At 68.8% G+C, this 20,042-nt stretch carries 20 protein-coding genes and 3 pseudogenes; 12 read left to right on the plus strand and 11 right to left on the minus strand.

Annotated features, from left to right (window positions below):
* Nucleotides 1-400 precede the first annotated feature (400 nt).
* On the plus strand, nt 401-1,051 hold the full coding sequence (locus ACZ7GJ_RS31135; protein WP_470756255.1) for a DsbA family protein: 651 nt from the start codon (nt 401-403) through the stop codon (nt 1,049-1,051).
* 137 nt (nt 1,052-1,188) lie between these two features.
* Nucleotides 1,189-1,360 (plus strand): annotated as a pseudogene (locus ACZ7GJ_RS31140) (transposase); the annotation flags it as partial.
* Nucleotides 1,361-1,388: 28 nt separating this feature from the next.
* Here the strand turns inward: ACZ7GJ_RS31140 and ACZ7GJ_RS31145 are convergent.
* A complete protein-coding gene (locus ACZ7GJ_RS31145; RefSeq protein ID WP_470756257.1) occupies nt 1,389-2,141 on the minus strand; it encodes a hypothetical protein in 753 nt (250 codons plus the stop codon).
* A gap of 991 nt (nt 2,142-3,132) precedes the next feature.
* Between ACZ7GJ_RS31145 and ACZ7GJ_RS31150 the strand changes: the two genes are divergently transcribed.
* Nucleotides 3,133-3,699, plus strand: a complete 567-nt coding sequence (locus ACZ7GJ_RS31150) for a hypothetical protein (protein WP_470756259.1) — start codon at nt 3,133-3,135, stop codon at nt 3,697-3,699.
* Between the two features lie 999 nt (nt 3,700-4,698).
* On the opposite strand, the gene ACZ7GJ_RS31155 is transcribed toward ACZ7GJ_RS31150, so the two are convergent.
* Nucleotides 4,699-5,541, minus strand: a complete 843-nt coding sequence (locus ACZ7GJ_RS31155) for a MerR family transcriptional regulator (protein ID WP_470756261.1) — start codon at nt 5,539-5,541, stop codon at nt 4,699-4,701.
* A gap of 263 nt (nt 5,542-5,804) precedes the next feature.
* Here ACZ7GJ_RS31155 and ACZ7GJ_RS31160 point away from each other — a divergent pair, with 263 nt between their 5' ends.
* The 5 genes from ACZ7GJ_RS31160 to ACZ7GJ_RS31180 all read left to right on the plus strand — a co-directional run bounded on the left by ACZ7GJ_RS31160 (nt 5,805) and on the right by ACZ7GJ_RS31180 (nt 10,064).
* A complete protein-coding gene (locus ACZ7GJ_RS31160) occupies nt 5,805-6,281 on the plus strand; it encodes a helix-turn-helix domain-containing protein (RefSeq protein WP_470756263.1) in 477 nt (158 codons plus the stop codon).
* Between the two features lie 200 nt (nt 6,282-6,481).
* The gene (locus tag ACZ7GJ_RS31165) at nt 6,482-7,315 is read left to right on the plus strand and encodes an SDR family oxidoreductase (RefSeq protein WP_470756265.1); all 834 of its coding nucleotides are present in this window, start codon (nt 6,482-6,484) and stop codon (nt 7,313-7,315) included.
* Between the two features lie 125 nt (nt 7,316-7,440).
* A complete protein-coding gene (locus ACZ7GJ_RS31170) occupies nt 7,441-7,908 on the plus strand; it encodes a hypothetical protein (RefSeq protein WP_470756267.1) in 468 nt (155 codons plus the stop codon).
* Between the two features lie 45 nt (nt 7,909-7,953).
* Nucleotides 7,954-9,444: a hypothetical protein gene (locus tag ACZ7GJ_RS31175; RefSeq protein WP_470756269.1), complete on the plus strand. Its 1,491-nt coding sequence runs from the start codon at nt 7,954-7,956 to the stop codon at nt 9,442-9,444.
* Complete coding sequence (locus ACZ7GJ_RS31180) at nt 9,441-10,064, plus strand: hypothetical protein (RefSeq protein ID WP_470756271.1); 624 nt, start codon at nt 9,441-9,443, stop codon at nt 10,062-10,064. Before ACZ7GJ_RS31175 ends, ACZ7GJ_RS31180 begins: the two co-directional genes overlap by 4 nt.
* Before the next feature lie 92 nt (nt 10,065-10,156).
* On the opposite strand, the gene ACZ7GJ_RS31185 is transcribed toward ACZ7GJ_RS31180, so the two are convergent.
* The 8 genes and pseudogenes from ACZ7GJ_RS31185 to ACZ7GJ_RS31220 all read right to left on the minus strand — a co-directional run bounded on the left by ACZ7GJ_RS31185 (nt 10,157) and on the right by ACZ7GJ_RS31220 (nt 15,508).
* Nucleotides 10,157-10,903 carry a hypothetical protein gene (locus tag ACZ7GJ_RS31185; protein WP_470756273.1) on the minus strand — a complete coding sequence of 249 codons (747 nt, stop codon included), beginning with the start codon at nt 10,901-10,903 and terminating at the stop codon, nt 10,157-10,159.
* Between the two features lie 113 nt (nt 10,904-11,016).
* Complete coding sequence (locus ACZ7GJ_RS31190; protein ID WP_470756275.1) at nt 11,017-11,445, minus strand: hypothetical protein; 429 nt, start codon at nt 11,443-11,445, stop codon at nt 11,017-11,019.
* 424 nt (nt 11,446-11,869) lie between these two features.
* Nucleotides 11,870-12,514 (minus strand): LysE family translocator, encoded by a 645-nt coding sequence (locus ACZ7GJ_RS31195; RefSeq protein WP_470756277.1) that lies wholly within the window; start codon nt 12,512-12,514, stop codon nt 11,870-11,872.
* A gap of 351 nt (nt 12,515-12,865) precedes the next feature.
* Nucleotides 12,866-13,021 (minus strand): hypothetical protein, encoded by a 156-nt coding sequence (locus ACZ7GJ_RS31200; RefSeq protein WP_470756357.1) that lies wholly within the window; start codon nt 13,019-13,021, stop codon nt 12,866-12,868.
* A gap of 15 nt (nt 13,022-13,036) precedes the next feature.
* Nucleotides 13,037-13,342 (minus strand): annotated as a pseudogene (locus ACZ7GJ_RS31205) (DUF402 domain-containing protein); the annotation flags it as partial.
* A complete protein-coding gene (locus ACZ7GJ_RS31210; protein ID WP_470756279.1) occupies nt 13,324-14,121 on the minus strand; it encodes a maleylpyruvate isomerase family mycothiol-dependent enzyme in 798 nt (265 codons plus the stop codon). The gene ACZ7GJ_RS31210 and the pseudogene ACZ7GJ_RS31205, both read right to left, overlap by 19 nt.
* 350 nt (nt 14,122-14,471) lie before the next feature.
* Complete coding sequence (locus ACZ7GJ_RS31215) at nt 14,472-15,170, minus strand: permease prefix domain 1-containing protein (protein ID WP_470756281.1); 699 nt, start codon at nt 15,168-15,170, stop codon at nt 14,472-14,474.
* Nucleotides 15,167-15,508: a PadR family transcriptional regulator gene (locus ACZ7GJ_RS31220; RefSeq protein WP_470756283.1), complete on the minus strand. Its 342-nt coding sequence runs from the start codon at nt 15,506-15,508 to the stop codon at nt 15,167-15,169. Before ACZ7GJ_RS31220 ends, ACZ7GJ_RS31215 begins: the two co-directional genes overlap by 4 nt.
* A gap of 86 nt (nt 15,509-15,594) precedes the next feature.
* On the opposite strand from ACZ7GJ_RS31220, the gene ACZ7GJ_RS31225 reads away from it, so the two are divergent.
* The 4 genes from ACZ7GJ_RS31225 to ACZ7GJ_RS31240 all read left to right on the plus strand — a co-directional run bounded on the left by ACZ7GJ_RS31225 (nt 15,595) and on the right by ACZ7GJ_RS31240 (nt 18,580).
* Entirely contained in the window at nt 15,595-16,068 is a 474-nt protein-coding gene (locus tag ACZ7GJ_RS31225) for a DUF2269 family protein (protein WP_470756285.1), read from the plus strand.
* The gene (locus tag ACZ7GJ_RS31230) at nt 16,065-16,361 is read left to right on the plus strand and encodes a hypothetical protein (protein WP_470756287.1); all 297 of its coding nucleotides are present in this window, start codon (nt 16,065-16,067) and stop codon (nt 16,359-16,361) included. Before ACZ7GJ_RS31225 ends, ACZ7GJ_RS31230 begins: the two co-directional genes overlap by 4 nt.
* Nucleotides 16,362-16,365: 4 nt before the next feature.
* Entirely contained in the window at nt 16,366-17,043 is a 678-nt protein-coding gene (locus tag ACZ7GJ_RS31235) for an HD domain-containing protein (protein WP_470756289.1), read from the plus strand.
* Between the two features lie 676 nt (nt 17,044-17,719).
* Nucleotides 17,720-18,580, plus strand: a complete 861-nt coding sequence (locus tag ACZ7GJ_RS31240) for a TIGR03620 family F420-dependent LLM class oxidoreductase (protein ID WP_470756291.1) — start codon at nt 17,720-17,722, stop codon at nt 18,578-18,580.
* Nucleotides 18,581-18,800: 220 nt separating this feature from the next.
* Here the strand turns inward: ACZ7GJ_RS31240 and ACZ7GJ_RS31245 are convergent.
* Nucleotides 18,801-20,015 (minus strand): annotated as a pseudogene (locus ACZ7GJ_RS31245) (RNA-guided endonuclease InsQ/TnpB family protein).
* Between the last annotated feature and the right edge of the window lie 27 nt (nt 20,016-20,042).

Consider the following 20,042-nt stretch of genomic DNA (forward strand, 5'->3'; position numbering starts at 1 on the left):
GCAGCAGGGACGGATGGGCACCCGCCGCGGGGCGCAGTGAGATCGCCCTGCGTCAGCGCGCCGCAGCGGCGCGCCGGTCGGGGGTGCTGGCGGCTCATCTGCCCCGGAGCCCGTTCCAGCCGATGCTCCGAAGTCCGGGCAGACGCTGGGCGGAAGGGGTCCGCACTCGGCTGCGGGGCTCACCGGCCTGGCCTGAGCCGCGTCCATCTGAGCCCGGGCGGGTGGCACCGCTTCCCCGCGCGCTGGTTACAGTGTGCGCATTCATCAGGGGAGGGTATCGATGCAGGTCAGATATGCCAGAACGCTGGGGTACGCGGCGGTGTGGGGGGCGGTCGCGGTGGCAGCGGTCAGCTGGGGTCCAGGTGCGTTGGCGAGCCTTGACCCCGACCGGAACGCACCCGTGCCCGTGCCCCAGGCGTACGCGGACATCGCGGAGCTGCCGGAGTCGCTGTCGCCCGACGGTACGACGATCCTGGTCGGCAATCCGCAGGCCAGGACGGTCGTCCGGCTCTACGAGGACCCGCGCTGCCCGGTCGTTGCGGACTTCGAGTCGACCGGGGCCGAGGCGATCCGCGCCCAGACCGTCCTGGGGCGGACGCGAACGGAGTACGTACTGGCCTCGTTCAAGGACGACAGACTCGGCGGCGACGGCTCCCGGCGAGCGGTCAACGCCCTGCGTGCGGCGCTCGACGCGCAGAAGTTCACCGAGTACCACGCCGTGCTGATCGGCAACCAGGCGGAAGTGGAGGCGTCCGGCGGCTATTCCACGGAGCGCCTGCTGAGCCTCGCGGACGAGGTGCCGGGCCTGCGGAGCGAAGCGTTCGACACCGCGGTGTCCACCATGAAGTACGCGGACTTCGTCACGGCGTCGCTGACGGCGTACCGGCAGACCGGGGAGGACCCCATCGGCCCAGGCACCCCGACGGTCGCCGTCAACAACACTGCGCTCACCGGCGACCTCTACGCTGACCTCTTCGACGAGCAGGCCCTGACGAGCGTCTTGCAGGCGGTCGAACGAACCCCCGAGGTCCTGCGCACCCGCCGGACCTAATCAAAGGGCCCCGGGCGGCGAGCCGCACGATCACACCCTCGGACGCTCCCGTGTGAGCTCCGCGCGGTTGATCAACCACGCATGAGGGACGGTCGAACCGCGACCGGGGAGGGCGCGATGCCCCGGAGCGGCTCACCGAGGACAGCTTCCGCGCCCACGACCTTGCGGAGATCATCACGAGCATGCCCGGCACCGGCCCTCTCCTCGGCGCCGAGTTCCTCGCCAGTGTTGGCAGACCTCAGCTTCATCGCGACCCCAGAACGGCGCGCTGCCTTTGCCGGCCTCGCGCCGGCACCGCATGACTCGGGGACGACCGCAAACGAGCCGAGGGAAAGCGTCATGTCCAGGCGGTGTGGTTCTGCGATTCGTTCAGGACTGCCTGCACTTGACGGTGACCGGCTTCTTCGCGAGACCAGACGAGCGTCCGGCGGCGCGGATTCGTATGGTCCCAGCTGTCGTAGTCCATGACGGCAACGGTGTCCGACAGTCGCCACCGCGAGGAACCCCACGAGGCTTCGGACACCTCCACCAGGCCGTCGAGGAGTTTGATGGCGGAGGTGGCAAGACTGTTCATGGGCCATGGCCTCCACGTCGCGACGGTGTCGGTGAGGGCATGTGATTCGATCAGAAGCTGGATCGACGGGGCGATGGGGAGGTAGGGACTGCCGCCGTCGATGTCGGTTCCTACACTGCCGTCGGTGTGGATCAAGTCCCGGCACGGCTTCGACACACGTTCGCCGGTCCACTCGAAGTACCAGCCTCCTCTTGCTGGATCCTGCCATGCTGCCGTCTGCAGACCGAGGTGGTCGTACTCCCACCCTCGGGTGGTCTCGTACCCGTCCCCGTTCACAACCCGGCTACGGCGTACCTCGTAGCGCAGGCCTCCGAACTTCTGCTCGAACCCCTCGCACCGGATGATGAGATCCATGGGGGCGGGGACGAGTTTCCCCTCGTGGTCGTGCACTCGCCAGAGCTCTATCGGCAGCCCGAACTGAGCGGGACACCCCCGTCGGCCCGTGCGACGCAGGAGGTCTTGGGCGCGCTCCGAGAGCTCGGACGGATCTTCCAGGATGTGCATCCTGAGCTTCATTTCCAGAGGAAGGTGCGGCTGTCAGGTAGTCACGATACCGGGAACCATCGCCGGTCCTGCGGCTTGACTTCACCAATGGGGAAGCCAGTTGAGCGTTCGGATCTCACCGACAGTGGGCCACAGTGTCCTCGCAACCATTCCGGCTCCGCACGGATCCTCCGGCCCACGCCTGACTGTGGCGGGCGCCGGACTGCTCAGCCTGTTCCTCGCCCACGGCGCCTGGAGGATCTTCCGTGATCCCGCGAAGGGTCGCCATCGGCGAGGCCTCGCCGCCGTCACTACGACTGGCTTCACCCTGGCCGCCGCGACAGGCGTGTTCCTGTTGTTCTATGGCACAGGGTGCGACTGCCTGTGAAAGCACTCCCCTACCGCATCACAGTTGCCCACACCGCCTGATGCGCCTGGCCTGCGCAGATGCCTACTTCAGGGCGTTCGAGTAGACGCGACGCCGTCAACGGCCGGAAGCGGCACATCGCCGTGGACACACCAATTGCGCGTCCTCCACGGTGGCTGTCGCGGCGCCCAGTGGCGTAGCGGGACCGGGCTCGGGCGGATCAGGAAATACGGAGGAAGCAGGCGAAGAAGGAGCTGAGGAAAGGGGAGGAGAACTGAGAGGGGAATCGACCTCCGTGCAACTGGTCACCACTAACAGCACTACGCCGACACTCACAAGAAGCCCGCGCTTAATCGCTCACCCCCGGGTTTCGGGGATCATAGCCGCAGCTCCTGTGGCTCAGCGTCATGACCAAGCAAGTCTGACCCAAGCAACCTGACGGCCGCCTGGAGCCATCCATGAGAAGACTGATTCGGTCGCCCAGGATGAGGAACCGAGTGGGTCCGCCAGGAGCAGGGCACGTCGACCTCGTTGGCCCAGCGAGTCACCACCCTCGCCGAGCTGTCCCGGTATGGGCTGGCATGATCGCCGGGTGAGAGATGTTCGCTGGCCCGTATTCCGGGGATCGGTGCAGCTGTGCTGCCGGGGTTGTCGCTAATGGCTTGGTGGTTTCGTCGGCGGTCGGAGCGGGACGAGGAACTGGCCGAACTGACGGTTGCGGCGGAGCTGGGCGACGATGTGGCGATGGGGAACCTGGCGGCGGGCCTGTATTCGAAGGGTGACCGGGACGGTGCGCTGCACTGGTGGGGCCGGGCATGGACGGCCGGGAACGTGATTGCGGGCTTCAACCTGGGAATGCTGCACGCGGTGGCTGGCGATGCGAACCGCGCGCAGGTGATCTGGGAGAAGACTGCGGCGCTGGGTGATCCGGACGCCATGCTCGGCCTCGTCAAGCAGGCGCTCGAGCGCGGCGATGCGGCCGGTATCGAGCGCTGGGCGCCGGCGATCCTCGCACAGGACGAGGCGTTCCCGATCACCGCGCTGGGCGTAGCCTTCCAGGACTGCGGTGACCTGGAGCGGGCCATGCAGGTGTTTCTGCGCGCCGAGAAACTGGGTGACGGCTACGCGATGGCATACCGGGCGCGGATCCTGGATGGCTGGGGCCGACACGAGGAGGCTGACGCGCTTCGAGCACGGGCGGCGACGGCCGAGCGGATGCTCTGAGGTGTAGAGCGCGGGGCGCGATGTCGGCGTGTGCCCAGTAACGTACGAATGAGCATGCCCAGTTCTTGACGTGCTGAGGGTTGCTGCTGGGCAGCCTGCCGCTGGCCTGTTCAGGGTGGTGGAGGGCGGCTCGCCGTGGTCTTGGACCCACAGCGATGTATGGAGCTTCGACGATTTCGCGGGCTGTTCGAGTCCGGGGCCATGAGCCTCTCCGAGATCGCGAAGGAGGCGGGGCTGCCACGCGTTGAGGACGCCCACGGAGTTCGGTGGAGCTGCCTAGCGACTCGTCCACCAGGTCGCGACTACACCACCTGTAGTCGTGATGAGCCCGATCGGCCACGCGGGAACACGCTGGATGACGACGTGGAGTCCTACACAGCGCAGTTCGAACTCTGGCTGACTGCTGCGGCTGGCAGCTGTGCGAGTCGTAGTCGGGGTGCGCATCCCTCTCTGGCCTTGGGTCGGCATCGGGCCCTACTTCCATGGCTCCCGTCGCGCGCCGTTGCGTGACGTAGGTAAGGAGAGGAATGGAATGGCGCCTGCCCTGATATGCGCTCGCTGACGGGCTGCTACGTCAGACGGGATGTCGATGGGAGTGACGACGCGGGTGTGTTGAGACAGGGGCTATGTCCGGCGCGAGTTCGGCGTCCGACCCGAATGGCGTCGAGCACCTGGCCAGGAACAACCTCAGGCCTGCCGCCCAGCGAATGCTCGGGCACACAGAGATCTTTGGCGCGAAGGGCAGCGAAGACGACTGCACGCCGCGCCGGCCCTCCTGAGCCCCAAGAAGCAACGACGGACTGTGCGTCGCGACGCAAGGGTACGGGCGGCGTGATGTCCACCGGCTCGTGCATGTCTGCACGGACTGCCCCAGGAACCAGGCCGGGGCGTCGGCTTGGGTTTCCCGCTCGTGGAGTGTGCGGGCCCTGTCGAGACGTCGAGACCCTGGCTTCGTGTCGATGGCCAATCCGGGATCCTCACTCACGGCCACACCAGCGATCAGCTGTCTGGGGAGAGGTCCCCGGCAAGGAGCCGTGCTGTGAGTTCCATGCACCGCGTCCGGGCCGCGGAGAAGCCATAGGGCATCTTGGTCACCGCTTCGAAGGCACTCATCTGGACGTCTTCCTCGCCGCTCGCCTCGGCGTCGTAGATCTCGAAGAGCTTCTCCTCGGCCTCGTCCAGTCCGGCCGCTTCAATGGCCTGGAGCAGGGCATTGTGGTGGGCGCAGTGCTGCGCGGCGAGTTCCTCGACCCGCGGGTCGTGGGGGTCGACGGTGTCATCGAGGGCGGCGTCGGCCGCGTCGAGGCGGTCTGCCTCGGCCCGTAGGCCGGGATGGGTCGCCAGGGTGATGAACACGCTGGCCTGAACTGCGGCTCCCAGCGGCCCGAAGATCCGTTCTGTGACCAGCAGGGCGTCCAGGTCGGAGGGGCGCAGTGCGCCAGAAGGCAGGTGACTGATCCGGTCCGTGACCAACGGGGAGAGCAAGCCGAGTGGGCTGCCCACGACCCGCAGGCGCCGGACTGCCGCGCGCTGACGCTTGATGGCGGCCTCCTGGGCGGCCAGGGTCTCCTCCAACCGGCCCAGGACGTCCTCGACGTCCCGGGCTTCGTCAAAGGCGGCCCGCATGTCGTCCAGGCTGATGCCGGCCTCGGACATCTTGCGGATCCACAGCAGGCGGATCATGTCGTCGTAGCCGTAGCGGCGGCGTCCGTCTCCGCCTCGCTCGGGCTCCGGCAGCAAACCGATCTGATGGTAGTGACGAATGGCGCGCGGGGTGGTTCCGGCGAAGGCGGCGGCATCGCCGATCTTGACCTCGCGGGGAGGCGTGGCGGAGGGGTACATCGCAGACAGGGCCTTTCGTACTGTGGTGCCCTCGAAGACACCACATGCCGCTACGGCATGTGCAACTACACACCACCCGGACTCTGACGGGCTATCGGGTGGTCCGTCACCATGGGTGTCCGGTCCAGGACAGGCCCGGAATGGCTGGGGGATACGTCGAGCGGATCTGACCGCACCCCCAATTCCCCACGGGGCGCACCTTCGGCCTCACGTAATTCCCCGCCCCCGTCCGGACCTCGGTTCGACGGAACGTCGCGGATGCGATGGAGAAGACGTTCGGCTCTCACCACGGTTGCATCCGGGCCGCGTTCGCGGCGACCCCGGTCATGGCGGAGGCAACCGCCAGGGACCTGGTCACGCCGGAGCCGTCTGAGGCGGTGGTCGCGCCGTTCGTCACACCGGACGGCACTCTCGACGTCCGCCGCCACCCGCGGCGTCTGGTGGCCCGCACGACCCAGAGATACGAGGCAGTCCGTGCACTGCTGGCCGAGGGGAAGTCGCTGGCGGCGATCGGCCGGACGCTGCGGCTGGACCACTCCACCGTCCGCCGCTTCGCCCGCACCAGTAGCCTCGACGAATTGCTGGTCAAAGCCACCGGCGACTGTCTGTGCTCGACGAGCACAGGCCCCATCTCCATGCCTATCCCGAAACCCCGCCGCGTTGTCAGCTGGTCCCCCGGCAGCGCAGCCTCCGCGGGCCGGCCGGGAGTCAACTGCGCGACCTGCTGGAGCATGACGTGACCGGCACCGGCGTTCCAGTTCCCCGGAGCGCTGACATCGCCGCCGACCACACCGCCCGGGCCGAACATGAGCGGCACGCCACTCCTGGTGGGGACGTACGAGCTCAGCCGCGGGAGTGGTCAGACACTCCTTGACCTGAAGCATGATTGAGGTTCTAGCGTGTCGTCTACTTGCTCATCTGATGACGGGAAGACACGCTCATGATCCTCGTGACCGGAGCCACCGGAAACATAGGCGGTGCGCTGCTGAAGGAGCTGCACGCGCGCGGTGTCGGGCCGCTGAGGGGGCTGACCCGCGATGCCGCGCGGGCCCGCTTCCCCGCTGGGGTCGAGGCCGTAGAGGGCGACTTCGTAGAGCCGGCGACGCTGAAGCCTGCGCTTCAAGGGGTGCGCTCGCTGTTTCTTGTGTCGCGTCTGGGCTCGGACGCCGACATCATCGAAGCCGCCCGGCAGGCGGATGTCGAGCATGTCGTGCTGGTGTCGTCCATCACCGTCCAGACCCACCCGCACCTCGGCCCCGCCGGCGAGAACCTGACGGTTGAGCAACTGCTCAAGGCGAGCGGCATGGCGTGGACGATCCTGCGGCCGACGCAGTTCGCATCGAACGCCCTGATGTGGGCCGCGTCCATCCGTGGCCGGGAGACTGTCCACGCGCCTTACGCCGAGACCGCGCTGCCGACCATCCATCCGGCGGACATCGCGACGGTGGCACGAGTGGCACTGACCGAGCCCGGCCACCACGGGCGCACTTATGCATTGACGGGTCCGGAGCCGGTGACCGCCCGACAACAAGTCGAGGCCATCGCGGCAGCCCTGGGTCGGAACGTTCCTTTCGCCGAGATCAGCCGCCAGCAGGCCCACGCACAGATGGCAGAGGTCTTCGGCGCCGAGGCCGCGGACGCGGTCCTCGACGTCACGGGCGGAGACGTGAACGACGAACTACTGAAGGTGCGCGACACAGTTGCACGGGTCACCGGAACGCCCGCCCGCCCGTTCCAGCAGTGGGCTACGGAGAACGCCAACGCCTTCCGCTGAACGGGGCGCACCCGCTCTCGCGCTCGCCCGAACTGCCGGGCCCAGGGCGGGAATTCGGTCCGTGACACGTTTGGCTCGGCTACGGTGGCGGGAGGTTCCACAGCGGGGCGGACGTAGGAGGACGCATGGTGTGGGATGAGTGGGAGCAGGCCAAAACGGCTGCGGGGGATCGCCACGAAGCCAAGACACGACTGAACCTGGCTCCGGGCGCCGGTTCCGCCGAGAACGGCGATCTCGTCGTGTACCAGGACGACTTGGGCGCCGTGGGGCATGAGGCCGCCATAGTGCACGGAGAGCTCAAGAAGCGGGCCGATATCGCCGGGGCCGGCATCGACCAGAATGGGGCGGGATCCACCATGCGGGCCGCCGCCGCGCTCAAGGGCCGCAATCTGACGCTGGGGACGGAACTTGAACTCACCGTCGAGGTCTGGACCTCGCAGGTGAAGCACGTCCTGCAGGCGTGCGCGCACATCTCGAACCACCTCGACTACAGCAAGAAGCTGCACGCTCGGGAGGACGCGAGGATCGCCGCCGAATTGCAAGGCCGGACCGGCCCGCCGTCCATCTCCGCGCTCAACGACCACTTCAAGTAGGGGAAGGGGGCGGGACGGGTGGGGGTCTTAACCTACTCGGACCTCATGGCCTTGGACCTCACCGGCCTCGGCACCGCCGCGGCCGACTGGAGGACCGTGGCCGGCGAGCTGGCCAAGCTGGAGAGCGATGTCCGGGGCGGACTCGTCAAGAAGTCGGACGAGGCCCGCTGGGAGGGGGTCAACGCCGGTGTGACGAGGGAGTTCATCGGCAAAGCGGCCAAGGAGTTCTCCGACCTCCAGAGGGAGGCCGACAGCATCGCGAACGTCCTCGCGGACGCGCACGCCGAGTTGACGCAGTACCAGAAACAGGCCCGGTACCTCACCGAGGAGGCCGCCAAGGGAGACCCGTCCCGCAATCCGCCGGACCTCGGACTCGCGGTCCTCAGCGGCGCGGACGGCACGGTGATCGTCACCGTGACCGTCTGCACTCCCGGGGAGACCGACCAGCGCACCTTGGATCGAATCCGGTGGTACCGGGACACCCTCAACGGCATCATCCGGCACGCCGCCGAAGTCGACGCCGCCGCCGCACGGGCCCTGCGGAACAGCCACGGCAGCGACGCGCAGAACGCGGGCCACGCCCAGTACACCTCTCTCGACGAGGAACAACTCCCGCACGCCATGGAGCTCGCCGCTCTCGGGAAGGGCGCGAATCCGCAGCAGCGGGCGGAGCTGCACCGCCTGTGGGAGTCACTGAGTCCGGCTGCACGGGCCCAGCTCTGGCTGGCCCGGAAGGACGAACTGATGGCGGCGGGCATCCTGAGCCCGACCATGCCGCAGGTCGCGGCGGACGCCGGTGCCGGGGCGTACAACTCCGAATCGGACGGATTCGACGACTGGAAGACCAAGCAGAAGATGAAACTCCTGGTCCAGGCCGCCGACTTCAAGGGCATGACCGACGCGGCCCGGCACATGTCGCACTTCCTCGGCAACAGCGGCACTCCCGTGGACCTGCCGGTGGACAGGATGATGGCGGACGTGCCCGCCTTCAAGACGTACGTCGACGGCATCGTTCGGAGTAACCAGGACGCCTGGCGCACGCAGGCACTGGAGGAGTTCCGGAAGAACGGCGGGCAGCCGATCGCCTTTCCGGTCGAGGCCAGGGCACCGGTCGGCTTCCACTTCAGCAAGGACGTCGACCAGAACTGGTTCTTCGCGGTGGGCAGTACCAACACCAATGTCACCGGGGTCGTCACGGTGGTTCCCGACGAGAACGGAAATCCCAGGATCGGCATCGACTACCAGGCCAACGTCTGGGACCGCTACAACTGGGACAAGGGCAAGGGCGTCGACATCGGCCCCTTCTCGATCCCCGACGGGGATTTGGCCGAGCTGCACCGGGCTGGGGTCGCCCAGGAGTTCGACATGTCCGGCAGCAGCGGAGTGCGGCACTACGAGCTGGGGTCCGCCGAGGCCAGCAATCAGGAGCCTCTCCCCGGTCCCGGGGAGAGCAGGGACGGACGGACCAATCCCGGCCGGGAGCAACAGCAGGACCGTCCGCCGACGACGGGTGGCGGGAGGGGCACGGTCCGATGACCGGATTCCCCACGGGGGGCACCCGAACCTCCCGCCTCCGGCCGCTCGCGGTGCGAGCCGCAGCGGGCGTGATCGCCGTCTTCCTCGCGGGGGCCGGGTGCGCCGGTCCGAACGGCGCCGACGGCGGCACGGGGCGGACACCGGGCTCCGACTGGGCGCCCGGCATCACACCGGAGTGGATGAGCAGGCAGATGGGCCTCCCGGTGCCGGGTACGGCACGGTCACCGGAGGCCGCGTACGAGACCACCTCCCGCTACGACAAGGGCCTGCTCACCTTCACGCTGGCCCGGGCCGAAGCGGACACGTACTTGAAGGAGAACCCCCCGAAGGGCAAGTGGCTGGAGCCCACGGCAGCCGATCCCGTCCCACCGCACGACTTCGCCCACTTCGGCCTTCCGGAGCCGGAGACACTCAAGGACGGCGTGCGCTACGGATACGTCTGCCCGGGCTCGAACACGGGCGGGCCGACCGCGCCCCCTTCCGGCGTGCCCGAGGCGTACGACATGTCCGAGGAGCCCTGCGTCCTCCTCTACGCCCACGCGTACGCCCCGGACCGCACCCGCATCTACCTGAGGGCTCACTACCGGCCCGGGGCCGGACCGGCCCTACCGAGCCCCTGACCCCGCCGCCGCTCCACGAACTGGGAGGGCCCGCGCGACACCTGAGGCGCGACGCCGTGATCGCCTTGGCGGCTCAGCATTCATGTGCCGAATCAGTGCGAGTGAGCGTGGCCGTCCGGGGCGGAGGTCGCCGGGGCTGACGGACCCGCCGTCGTAGGGGCTGCTCCCGGCGTCCGGGTCGTGGAGGGAGACGGCGGGGTGGCCGAAGGGTCTTCGTCGTGATGGGCGGGGTTCTCGGGGGCGGGGTTCTCGGCGGTGCCGTGGCTGTGGCCTCCGCCTGGGGTGGTCTCCATGGAGGCGGCCACCTGGCGCAGGCCGAGGAAGGCCAGGGCTGCGGTGATCAGAACCGCGAGGCCGAGGAGGCTGAAGATCCTCCGCACCGGGGTGTCGGCGTCCTTGATGACGTAGGCGGCGAACGAGACGACGAGGCCGGCGGGGACGAGGACGGCGCCGCGGGCGGGGAAGTCGTCGAAGTGCTGGAGGCCGCCGGAGAGCATGCCGATGCCGAAGGAGAGCGTCAGGGACGCGCCGATCACGACCAGCATGCGGGGCAGGCCGGGGCGTTCTCGGGTGAGGAGGAACTCGTTGAGGATGGTGGCGGCGAGGAAGACGGCGGCGCCGTAGAGGGCGATGCGGGTGTAGCGGGCGGGGTCGAGCGGGTGGTGGACGACGGCGCCGCTGATGAGGCCGGCGCCGACGAAATAGCCGACGTAGCCGAGGTAGCGGGCTGCCAGGGAGTGGCGGCGGGCCTGCCGGGTGTGTTCTCTGCGGCGGGCGGCGCGGCCGCCGTTCTCTTCGGAGTCGGGCGTGCGGGCATCGAGAAGTTGGGCCTGAGCCATGGAAGTTCCTTGCGAAGGCATGCGTGGTTCACGACGGCGTACGCCTGACAGGGCGGACGACGGCGGACGGCACGATGGACAAAAAGGGATGGACCGGGGCAAACTGCCCAGATCTATACCTGCTGCACCACGGAGCTGAGGGAACTTCGCAAGGGGGGAAGGGTTGTTGCAGTGTTCGCGTCGGCTCGGGCGGCGACTTGCGGGCCGACGGTTGTCTGACCGGCCAGGGGGACGAGCCGTGGCGCGTCGAGGATCTTGCCGCTCGGGGGATGTGCGGAGTCGCAGGCTTCGGCGGGGTGCGAGTGGCCGCCCTCGTCGTGTCCGAGGTTGCCGTCGTGGCGGTGGCCGTCACCCGGAGCCCGGTCTGCGACGGCCTGCGGTGCGGAGGCGGGGATGCCCGTGACGTGGGCTGTGGCGCTGTCGGCGCCCGCGGCGTGGGTGTAGAGGAAGCCGAACATCAGGGCGGCCAGCAACAGCAGGCGCAGCGGGCCCGCGCTGGTGCGGGCCCGCGGCATGCCGGGTGCGGGGCGGGCCGTGACCATGCCGTGAAATGTATCGTGCCGCCCGGCGGATCCGGCCAGGGGGTCCGGCACACCACGCGGAACTCTGACCTTGGGCAGGTCAGGGAACCGGCCGGAGCCCACGCAGGGTCACGTCCACGAGCCGGCTCCGGGCGGCGGTCGAGGTGAGCGTGGTGGCGGCGGTCAGGGCGTGCAGGCAGTAGGCGGCGAGGGTGACTCAGCGGGTGAGGCCTGCGCCGGCTGCGACTTCGGCGGCGCGGATCCCGACGGCGGAGCCGCCGTACAAGAAGTCCCGGCCAGCAGTGCCAGGCCGCACCCCGACATCCCCGGCCGCCGGCTCACCACACAACATGCGCGGCCGCACAGGCCCCGCACGACCTTCGCAGCAGACGGACGAGTCGGCACCCCGGAGGCCTGCCGCACCGAACCGTCCGCACCTCTGCGCTTAGGCCGAGACAGGCGTACGGGACAGGGCGGTGCGCAGCGCGAAGACGCCGAGCAAGCCACCTGCCCCGAACCGCTGCGCGGTCATCACGCGGGGCCGGGCCGCCAGGAACCCCGAAACGCGTGCTGCCCCCAGCATGATCAGACCGTTCACGGAGAGCCCCACGATGATCTGCACACCACCGAGCTGGAGCAGTTGCGCCCAGTCCGGACCCGCCTGCGGATCCATGAACTGGGGCAGGAGAGCCGCGTACATGAGAGCGATCTTGGGGTTGAGCAGGTTGGTCAGGAGCCCCATCGAGAACAGGCGGGCGTCGGAGACCGGAGGCAGGTCCTGGGCCGGGGCGAAGGGCGAACGGCCGCCCGGCTTGAGCATGCCCCAGGCCAGGTAAGCCAGGTAGACGGCCCCGGCGAGCTTGACCACCGTGAACGCCAGCGGCACGGCGGCGAACAACGCGGACAGTCCCGCGGCCGCGGCCAGCAGGTAGCACAGGAATCCCACCGCGGTCCCGCTCAGGCTGACCAGGCCGGCCCTGCGGCCTTGGGTGATCGCGCGCGAGGCGAGGTGGATCATGTTCGGTCCCGGAGTCACGGCCATGCCCAGTTCGACCAGGGCCACTCCCCCTGCTGCGGCCAGACTGATCACTGGTCAACTCCAGATCGCTTGACGGGTACCTGGTACCCGGTGTGGGGCGCCGCCCGGCTGCGACAGGCGGTGTGACGCATCGGCAGTCCCTGCGTCCTCCGCCTCAGGATACGGTCCTGCCGTTCTGCATCTCCGCGCCCCCCAAGGGTTGTCCCATAAGTGGGTGGGTGTGCCTACCTCGCCCAGTTCCTCGGCGATGGCCTGTCAAGGGCACCTCTGGTGTCGGGACTCGACCTTGACAACAGCTGAACCGTGCTTCCGGTGCGCAAGCCGCGACCGCCGAGGCCGGACCTCCTACGTTCACGACCAACGACGCCCTGAGCGACATGACCCGCGCGCTGGTCGCGTCGGTCAAGAGCGCCGTCCCATCGGCTCGCCGCAGCTCCGGGGCAGCCGCGGCTGGGGCCAGGCCGGCTCCCAGCGCCAGGCAGCCCACCGGTCGGCGTCCGCGAACGGCCCGGCCCGTTCCTCCAGCATCGCCAGGACCTGGGTGCGGGCGAGGTCCACCGCCTGGTGCTCGATGTCGGTGACGATGCCCAGGCGCCGGACCTGGGCGTACTCGTCTTCGTCCTTCCACTGCCAAGCGGTGAGGTCGGGGTCGATGACGAGGTCGGCGGTCAGGTCGAGTACTCGTCTCTGACCGTGCGGAGGTGGTGAGTTCGAGCTCTGGCCAGGTAGACGGTCGGCTGGGTGACGCCTCGAGGCCGCCTCGCCGGTTTGAGCCCGGTGCCACGACTCACGAACCTGGTGTGAAGGTCGTGGTCTACCGGCTCGAGGCGCAAGCCAACCGCCGCCGCCGCCGCTACGTCCTACTCCTCCGGTTCCCAAGCGCGGAGCAGGTCGAGCAGCCCTGCGTCTCCGTCAACGCGCAAGGAGTCGGCCGGGATACGGTCGTACAAGTAGATGACCAACTCACTGGCCGTGCCGTGGACGGAGGCGCCGGCCGCGTCCGAGTCCTCGCCGGTCGCGGCAGTGGGTGCGGGTATGCGGGTGGAGCGTGCGCCGTCGCCGTCGACCGTGAGGCGCCAGGAGCGGCCCTCGGCGGCGTGGAAGTCGAAGGTCGTGGGCTTGTGCGGCCAGGCGCTGGGCGACGCGACGCAGGTGAACAGGAACTCCTCGACGCCGTCGAGGGCGACCTCGGCCGGCAGCGGCTGCGCGGCGCCCGCGGCGAGCCGGGCGTCGTAGGTGTGCACCGCGCTCTCCTGGACCCGGTGCCGGGCGACTCCACCAGCGGTCCGCGGCGTCTGCAGGCCACTCCACCACGCCCAGCAACCGCTCTCCGGTCCTGCCTCGCGCAGGGCGCTCAGCAGAAGCTGCGTCGACGCGGCCAACCAGGCCAGCAGGGCCTCACGCTCCCGCGGCAGTTCCAGAGCGGCGCGCGCAGCGGCGGCCTCGGCCGGGGGACCGTCGGCAGGCCCCGCGCTGACGATGGCGGCCCAGAAACGGTCTCCCCCACCCAGGTGCTTCACCAGATCGAACAGCGTCCAGTCGGGGCAGGTCGGCACCTGTGCGTCGAGACTGGGCGCGGCGGCGACCGCGGCGCGGAAGGCGGTCGACCGCTCATCGATCAGTCGCAGCAGGTCAGGGAACTCAAGATTCTTTTCCACGCCGGATGTCTATCACCGTGCTTCGGTGATCGGCTAGCGCTTTTCACAGTCGCCGACGGTTGGCCATTGCGGTCGTCGTCCTCGCTTTGCTCTGGCCTCGCCGCGCGGCCGGGCACCTCGGCGACGTGACGTCCACCCGGTGCACGCGGTCATGTTGCGCTCGATGTGATGGACGCGGAGGTCACGACGGCGGGGAGGATCGGTCGGGTCGGAAGTGTCACGCCAGTAGAACGCATTTACGTGAGCGCTGTGCTGAGCGACAGAACCGTGACGCCGGTCAGTGCGGCAAGGGCGGTGGTGATGTGACGCCTCTTCATGGATCCCCCCGGAGGGAAGGCGGAGCCTGCGGGTCAGTCGCGCAGCCGGGAGACGTTGGGATGCGTGGCCGGTAGGCGCGCGCATCGGCGGCAGGCGCGGGCCGAGGCTGCCACCACGGCGTGCGAGGCGGCTGCAAGCACGCCGGCGAACGCGAGCAGCAGCCAGTTCGCGCCCAGGACGGAGGCGGTGGCGAGCGCAAGCGTCGCGAGCGCCATGGCCACGCTGGCGGTGGTACCGGTCCAGGCGACCGTGAGGGGCAGCCGGTGCGGCGTAGGCAGCCAGCGGGCGAGGGTGCCGGTGGCGGCCAGCGTCGCCGCGGCGAGCAGTGCGGCGACGATCGCGACACCCGCCAGATGAACGGCCAAGAGCTGAGCCGTGTGTGCCGGCTGCCAGGGCCGATCGTGGTCGGCGGTCCGGGACAGGCACCAGCAGGCGACCAGGAAAGGAGCGGTGAGAGCGACGGCCCGGGCGGTGTGCCGGGCCTGGGCGATGGTCAGTTCCCGTTGGCAGCTCGGCACGAGCTCGTCGGGCGTCCCGAACTCTCGCACTGCTTGGTGGGCGGCGCGCTGGTAGGGCATTCCCTCGCCGGTATGCGCCGCTACCGTGTCCGCGAAGCCGTCGCGTATCTCCTCGATCATCCGGGCCTTGGCCCGGGCAGGGCCCTGCAGGGCCGCGGTCAGGGCTGCAACGTAGTCCTCGATGGGGTCGGCTTGCCGACTGATGGCGTTCATGTGGCAAGTCCGGGCGCTGTGGCGGGGTTCAGGACCGAGCCGATCGCTGCGGTGAACTCGCTCCACGCGGTGCGCTCGACGGCCAGGGTGTGCCGTCCCGCGTCGGTGAGCTCGTAGCTTCGCCGTCGCCGTTCGCCCGAAGATTGACAGCTGCTACTCAGCAGCCCGAGCCGCTCCAGCCGGTTCAAGGCCGGGTAGACCGTGCCCGTGCGCAGCTCAAGCGCGCCCCCGCTGCGGTGTTGGACCGCGGTGATGATCGCGTAGCCGTGCAGCGGGCCCGACTCAAGCACAGCCAGCAACAGTCCATCCAGGTGCCCTCGCACCGCGTCTGCCCTCATAGGTAGGCAGCCTACCCAAAAACATGTAGGCAGTGTATGTATTGGCAGCCAACGTATTCGCATACTCTGACTTGGAGGCGACCGCAGTGACCAAGGTGCTGCTGTCCGTACATGTCCTCGCGGCGATCCTGGCGGTCGGGTCGATCACCGTGGCGGCCTCGATGTTCCCCCGCTACGCGCTACAGGCGGCCGGCGGCCCGGACCCGGACGCTCGGGCCGCCTCGATCGCCGCACTCCTGCACAAGATCTGCCGCGGTTACGCTGTCGCCGGTCTCGCAGTGCCGGTGTTCGGGCTCGCCACCGCTGCCGCACTCGGCGTCCTCACCGACGCCTGGCTGATCGCGTCGCTCGCGCTGACCGTGATCGCCGCTGCCATCCTCGCCATGACCATCCTGCCCGGCCAGCAGCGTCTGCTCGCGTTGGCCCAGGGCTCGCCCGCCCAGGATGGGCCGCGTCCTGCGGCGACGCGGCTGACCATGCTCACCGGCATCTTTAACGTCCTCTGGGCGATCGTCGTCATCCTGATGATCGTCCGCCCCGGCTCCACCACGGGAGCGTGATCCCCCTGCGTACGTTGCGGATCGCGGCCGGCGCCGAGGCCGCCTCCTTCGCGGTCCTGCTGGGCAACCTGCTCACCACACACACGCAAGCGATCACGACGCTCGTCGGCCCGCTGCACGGCACGGCCTACCTCGTCACCATCGCGGCCGCTTCGACGGCCCCGGCTGCCGCCTCGCCGGGCGCCCGATGGCGCGCTGCCATCCCGGGAGTCGGCGGACTGCTCGCCCTGCGGCGGATCCGAAGCCGTTCCCGAGGAAGCCAACCTCTCACCCGCCATGCCCAGGAAGGCTGACGTAATGGACGACGACGCATACGGCGAACTGCCCTTTCCCCGTACCGACATAGCGTTGAGCGCGATGCGCTTCGTGCAAGGCATCGAGGACCCAGCGATCTTCAACCACAGCATGCGCACCTATCTCTACGGGCGCTTCCTCGGAGAGCAGCAAGGCCTGCAACCCGATCGCGACTATGACGACGAACTGCTGTTTCTGGGCTGCCTTTTACACGATGCCGGGCTCAGCCCCGAGGGCAACGGCGATCAGCCGTTCCATATCGACGGTGCCGACTTGGCCGCCCGCTTCCTCACCGACCAGGGGGTGCCACCCGAGAGGGTCGAGGTCGTATGGGATGCGATCGCCCTGCACCTGCACCACGAGATCGCCATACGCAAACGTCCCGAGATCGCGCTGGTCACGGCCGGTGCCGGCTTCGACCTCGGCCCCGAGGGACCCCACACCCTCCCGGCCGGCTACGCGGACCGCATCCATGCCACGCTGCCCCGCCTCCACGCCGCGCCCGTGCTCTACGACACGATCGTCGGTCAAGCACTCGACAAACCCCACAAAGCCCCGCCATTCAGCATGCCTGGCGAACTTGTTCGCCAGGAGACCCAGGCAATCTGGCCCACCTGGAAACAACTGATGACCCAGTCCCCCAGCTGGAACGACTACGACGGCTACCAGTCGAGCACGTGAACACCGGTACGCGGACAGCGGTCGCCGTGCCGAGGCCCCTGTCGCGTCTGGTCAGGGGACGCGACGGCCCCGCCCCCCTCACTCTCAAGAAGTTCGGCTCTGTCGGAGCTGCCCCGAAGCTCACATCTACGGCGGCCTCGACGAGTGGGGACTCCATGGCGGCTGACTCGTGGGGCGGCATCTGAGCACCCACTGCCAGAAGGACCAACTGTCGGGTCCCTTCAGGGCGGGTGTCCGTCTGATTCATGGCACTCCCCCGCAGCCTCCTTGCTCGCCGAGGCATCGGCTACGCGGGGCCGGCGGGCGTGCTGGCGGACTGTGGAGCGGATGCGCATGGCAAGCGGGTGGCGCGCAGCATGGGGTGGTATCCCTCGCCGAAGGGGCCTCCGCTGAGTCCGGTACCGCCGCGGGTGGGCAGGGGCGAGGGGTCGGCATGCGGTTCGTTGATTTTGATGAGGCCGATCTTGGTGACAACCAGCTTGCCTCTGTGCCACCTGTTGTCGGGCGACACGAGAGCGTCAGCACCGGGCGTTCCGCGTCCGTCCTGAGCACCTGCTTCGCCGGCCATCGACGCTTCTGGACACAGGTGGACAGGTTCTGGACAGAGTGACGCACCATCCGGATGGGGAGGAGGGCACGAGGCTAGAAAGGAGCTCCCACTCAGTAGGAGCCGCTGGTGAACCTCGGAGCGATCGGTATATGGAGTACGGCTTTCACACACGGGGACCGAGGGGAGGCCAAGGAGGCAGCGGCGGAACTTGAAGACCTGGGATACGGCACTCTCTGGCTCGGCGGCAGTCCTGGCGGCAACCCGCGCGGGGACCTGGCCACCGCCGCTGAACTTCTGACCGCGACCGGTCGGATCACGGTTGCGACCGGGTGCGTGTCCATCTGGGAACAGCCTGCCGAGCGCCTTGCCGCCGCCTACCACGCGCTGCCCCAACACCAGCGGGCCCGGCTCCTGGTCGGGCTGGGGGTCAGCCACGCCGAATTCATCGACCGCTACCAGTACCCCTACGCGGCGCTCGGGTCCTACCTGGATGCACTGGACGCGGCAATTCCACCGCTGCCCGCCGCCGCACGCATCATCGGCGCCCACGGACCCCAGATGACGCGTCTGGGTGCAGCCCGCTCTCTCGGAGTGCACCCGGATCTCGTGGATGTGGCCCACACGGCCCGGGCCAGGTCCGACCTCGACGCGACCTCCCTGCTGGCGATGGAACAAACGGTGATCCTGAACACCGACCCTGATACTGCCCGATCACGAGCGCGGACCATGCTCGCCCCGTACCTGAGGCTCACCAACTACCGGGCTGCCTGGCTGCGCACCGGTTTCGACTCCCGGGATCTGGCCAACGGCGGCAGTGACCGTCTGGTGGACGCGCTGTTCCTCCACGGAACGCCCGATGAGATCGTCACTCAGCTCACCAAACGCCATGCAGCCGGAGCTGACCACATCGCTCTCCGGGTCGTAACCGCCGACCACCGTCTCTTCGCACGCAGCGCATGGCGGGACCTTGCCACCGCACTGCACTGAGCTGCCCCTTGATCGCTTCGCATCGAAGCACCGTCTGCTGGTTCAACGCACGTGACCAGGGTCCAACTACACGGCTCACCCCGGCGGGCCCAGCACTGGCGCCGGGGTGGGCGGCGCCAGGCGTACGCAGCGTTCGTGGAGGCTGCTGTCGACTATGGCGAGGCCATCGGCACCGTCCAAGTGCGTGACTCCTCCCCCTCATGAATGAGGGGGCTTCTCGCTATGCCGGTTGGGCTTCGCGACGGACCAGCCCGGCCCGTAGGACATTCAGGGCGCCCACCGTGTCCGCGTGCGCGGTGTGGCCGCACGCGACGCAGTGGAACTTCTCCTGTGTGGGCCGGTTCTCCTTGGCGGTGTGCCCGCATTCGGGGCACCGCCGGGAGGTGTCGCGGGGGTCCACGGCGATCACTTCCCGTCCAGCGCTTTCAGCCTTGGCGTTCAGGATCGCGAGGAACACCCCTCATCCGGCATCGTTGATCGAGTGGTTGAGCCCTGCCTTTGCGCTCGCCCCGTTGGGCAGGAAGCTGCCCGGCGTCTGGGGGTCGGGCTTCGGCGCGGGGGATTTGATCATGTTGCGGATCTTGAGGTCTTCGTGCGCAATGAAATCGTGTTCGCGGACCAGGCCGAGAGCGGTCTTGTGTGCGTGGTCGAGGCGCTGGCGGCGTACCTTGCCGTGCAGGGTGGCAACCTTCGCAACCGCTCGTTGGTGGTTCTTCGTCCGCTTGTCGCGGCGGACTCGCGGGAACCGTGACAGGGCCTGCTGTGCGGCTTCGAGCTTCGCGGCAGCCTTGCGGCCGTGGCGGGGGCTGGGCACAAACCCACTGCCTGAGTCGGCGAGGAAGTTGGTTACGCCCAGGTCGATGCCGACCACGGACCCGGTAGCTGGAAGCGGCTCGGGCTGGTCCTGCTCGGCGGTGAGCACGACGAACCACTTGCGGCCCTCACGCTTGACCGACACGGTCTTGACCTTGCCGATCACCGGCCTGTGCTGGTTGACCCTGACGTGTCCGACGCCCTGGAAGCGGACACGGGTGACCGGGTCGTGTGGGGTGGAGGCCCACCGGCAGCCGTCCCCGTCCTTGGGGAAGTCGACGGTGTCGAACCAGTTCACCCCCCGAAATCGCGGGTAGCCGGGAGTGTCGCCGGACTTGACCCGGCGGAAGAACGCTGCGAACGCCTTGTCCAGACGCCGCAACGTCGCCTGCTGCGACGAGAAGGACCAGCGGCCCTGGCGCTCCGGATCGGACGTCCGGATGTCCTTGAGCTGCGCGGACTGCTGCCCGTACTTGACGCTCGTCTTCGAAGCGTGCCGGTAGGCATCCCGGCGTTCCTGCAGCGCGCCGTTGTACAGCGAGCAGTGATCCCTCAGCATCTCGCCCAGCGCAATCGCCTGGCCCGCGGTGGGCCGCATGAGGAACTTGTACGCACGGATCACCGGCCCACCCCCCTTCCAGTCGCTTCG

It is taken from the genome of Streptomyces sp. NPDC037242, from assembly GCF_055604165.1.

Bases quoted from the DNA above. Each gene is read 5' to 3' on its own strand.
- ACZ7GJ_RS31145 (WP_470756257.1), bottom strand. From the start codon at position 2,141: ATGAAGCTCAGGATGCACATCCTGGAAGATCCGTCCGAGCTCTCGGAG.
- ACZ7GJ_RS31150 (WP_470756259.1), top strand. From the start codon at position 3,133: ATGGCTTGGTGGTTTCGTCGGCGGTCGGAGCGGGACGAGGAACTGGCC.
- ACZ7GJ_RS31155 (WP_470756261.1), bottom strand. From the start codon at position 5,541: ATGTACCCCTCCGCCACGCCTCCCCGCGAGGTCAAGATCGGCGATGCC.
- ACZ7GJ_RS31160 (WP_470756263.1), top strand. From the start codon at position 5,805: ATGGAGAAGACGTTCGGCTCTCACCACGGTTGCATCCGGGCCGCGTTC.
- ACZ7GJ_RS31165 (WP_470756265.1), top strand. From the start codon at position 6,482: ATGATCCTCGTGACCGGAGCCACCGGAAACATAGGCGGTGCGCTGCTG.
- ACZ7GJ_RS31170 (WP_470756267.1), top strand. From the start codon at position 7,441: ATGGTGTGGGATGAGTGGGAGCAGGCCAAAACGGCTGCGGGGGATCGC.
- ACZ7GJ_RS31175 (WP_470756269.1), top strand. From the start codon at position 7,954: ATGGCCTTGGACCTCACCGGCCTCGGCACCGCCGCGGCCGACTGGAGG.
- ACZ7GJ_RS31180 (WP_470756271.1), top strand. From the start codon at position 9,441: ATGACCGGATTCCCCACGGGGGGCACCCGAACCTCCCGCCTCCGGCCG.
- ACZ7GJ_RS31185 (WP_470756273.1), bottom strand. From the start codon at position 10,903: ATGGCTCAGGCCCAACTTCTCGATGCCCGCACGCCCGACTCCGAAGAG.
- ACZ7GJ_RS31190 (WP_470756275.1), bottom strand. From the start codon at position 11,445: ATGGTCACGGCCCGCCCCGCACCCGGCATGCCGCGGGCCCGCACCAGC.
- ACZ7GJ_RS31215 (WP_470756281.1), bottom strand. From the start codon at position 15,170: ATGAACGCCATCAGTCGGCAAGCCGACCCCATCGAGGACTACGTTGCA.
- ACZ7GJ_RS31220 (WP_470756283.1), bottom strand. From the start codon at position 15,508: ATGAGGGCAGACGCGGTGCGAGGGCACCTGGATGGACTGTTGCTGGCT.
- ACZ7GJ_RS31235 (WP_470756289.1), top strand. From the start codon at position 16,366: ATGGACGACGACGCATACGGCGAACTGCCCTTTCCCCGTACCGACATA.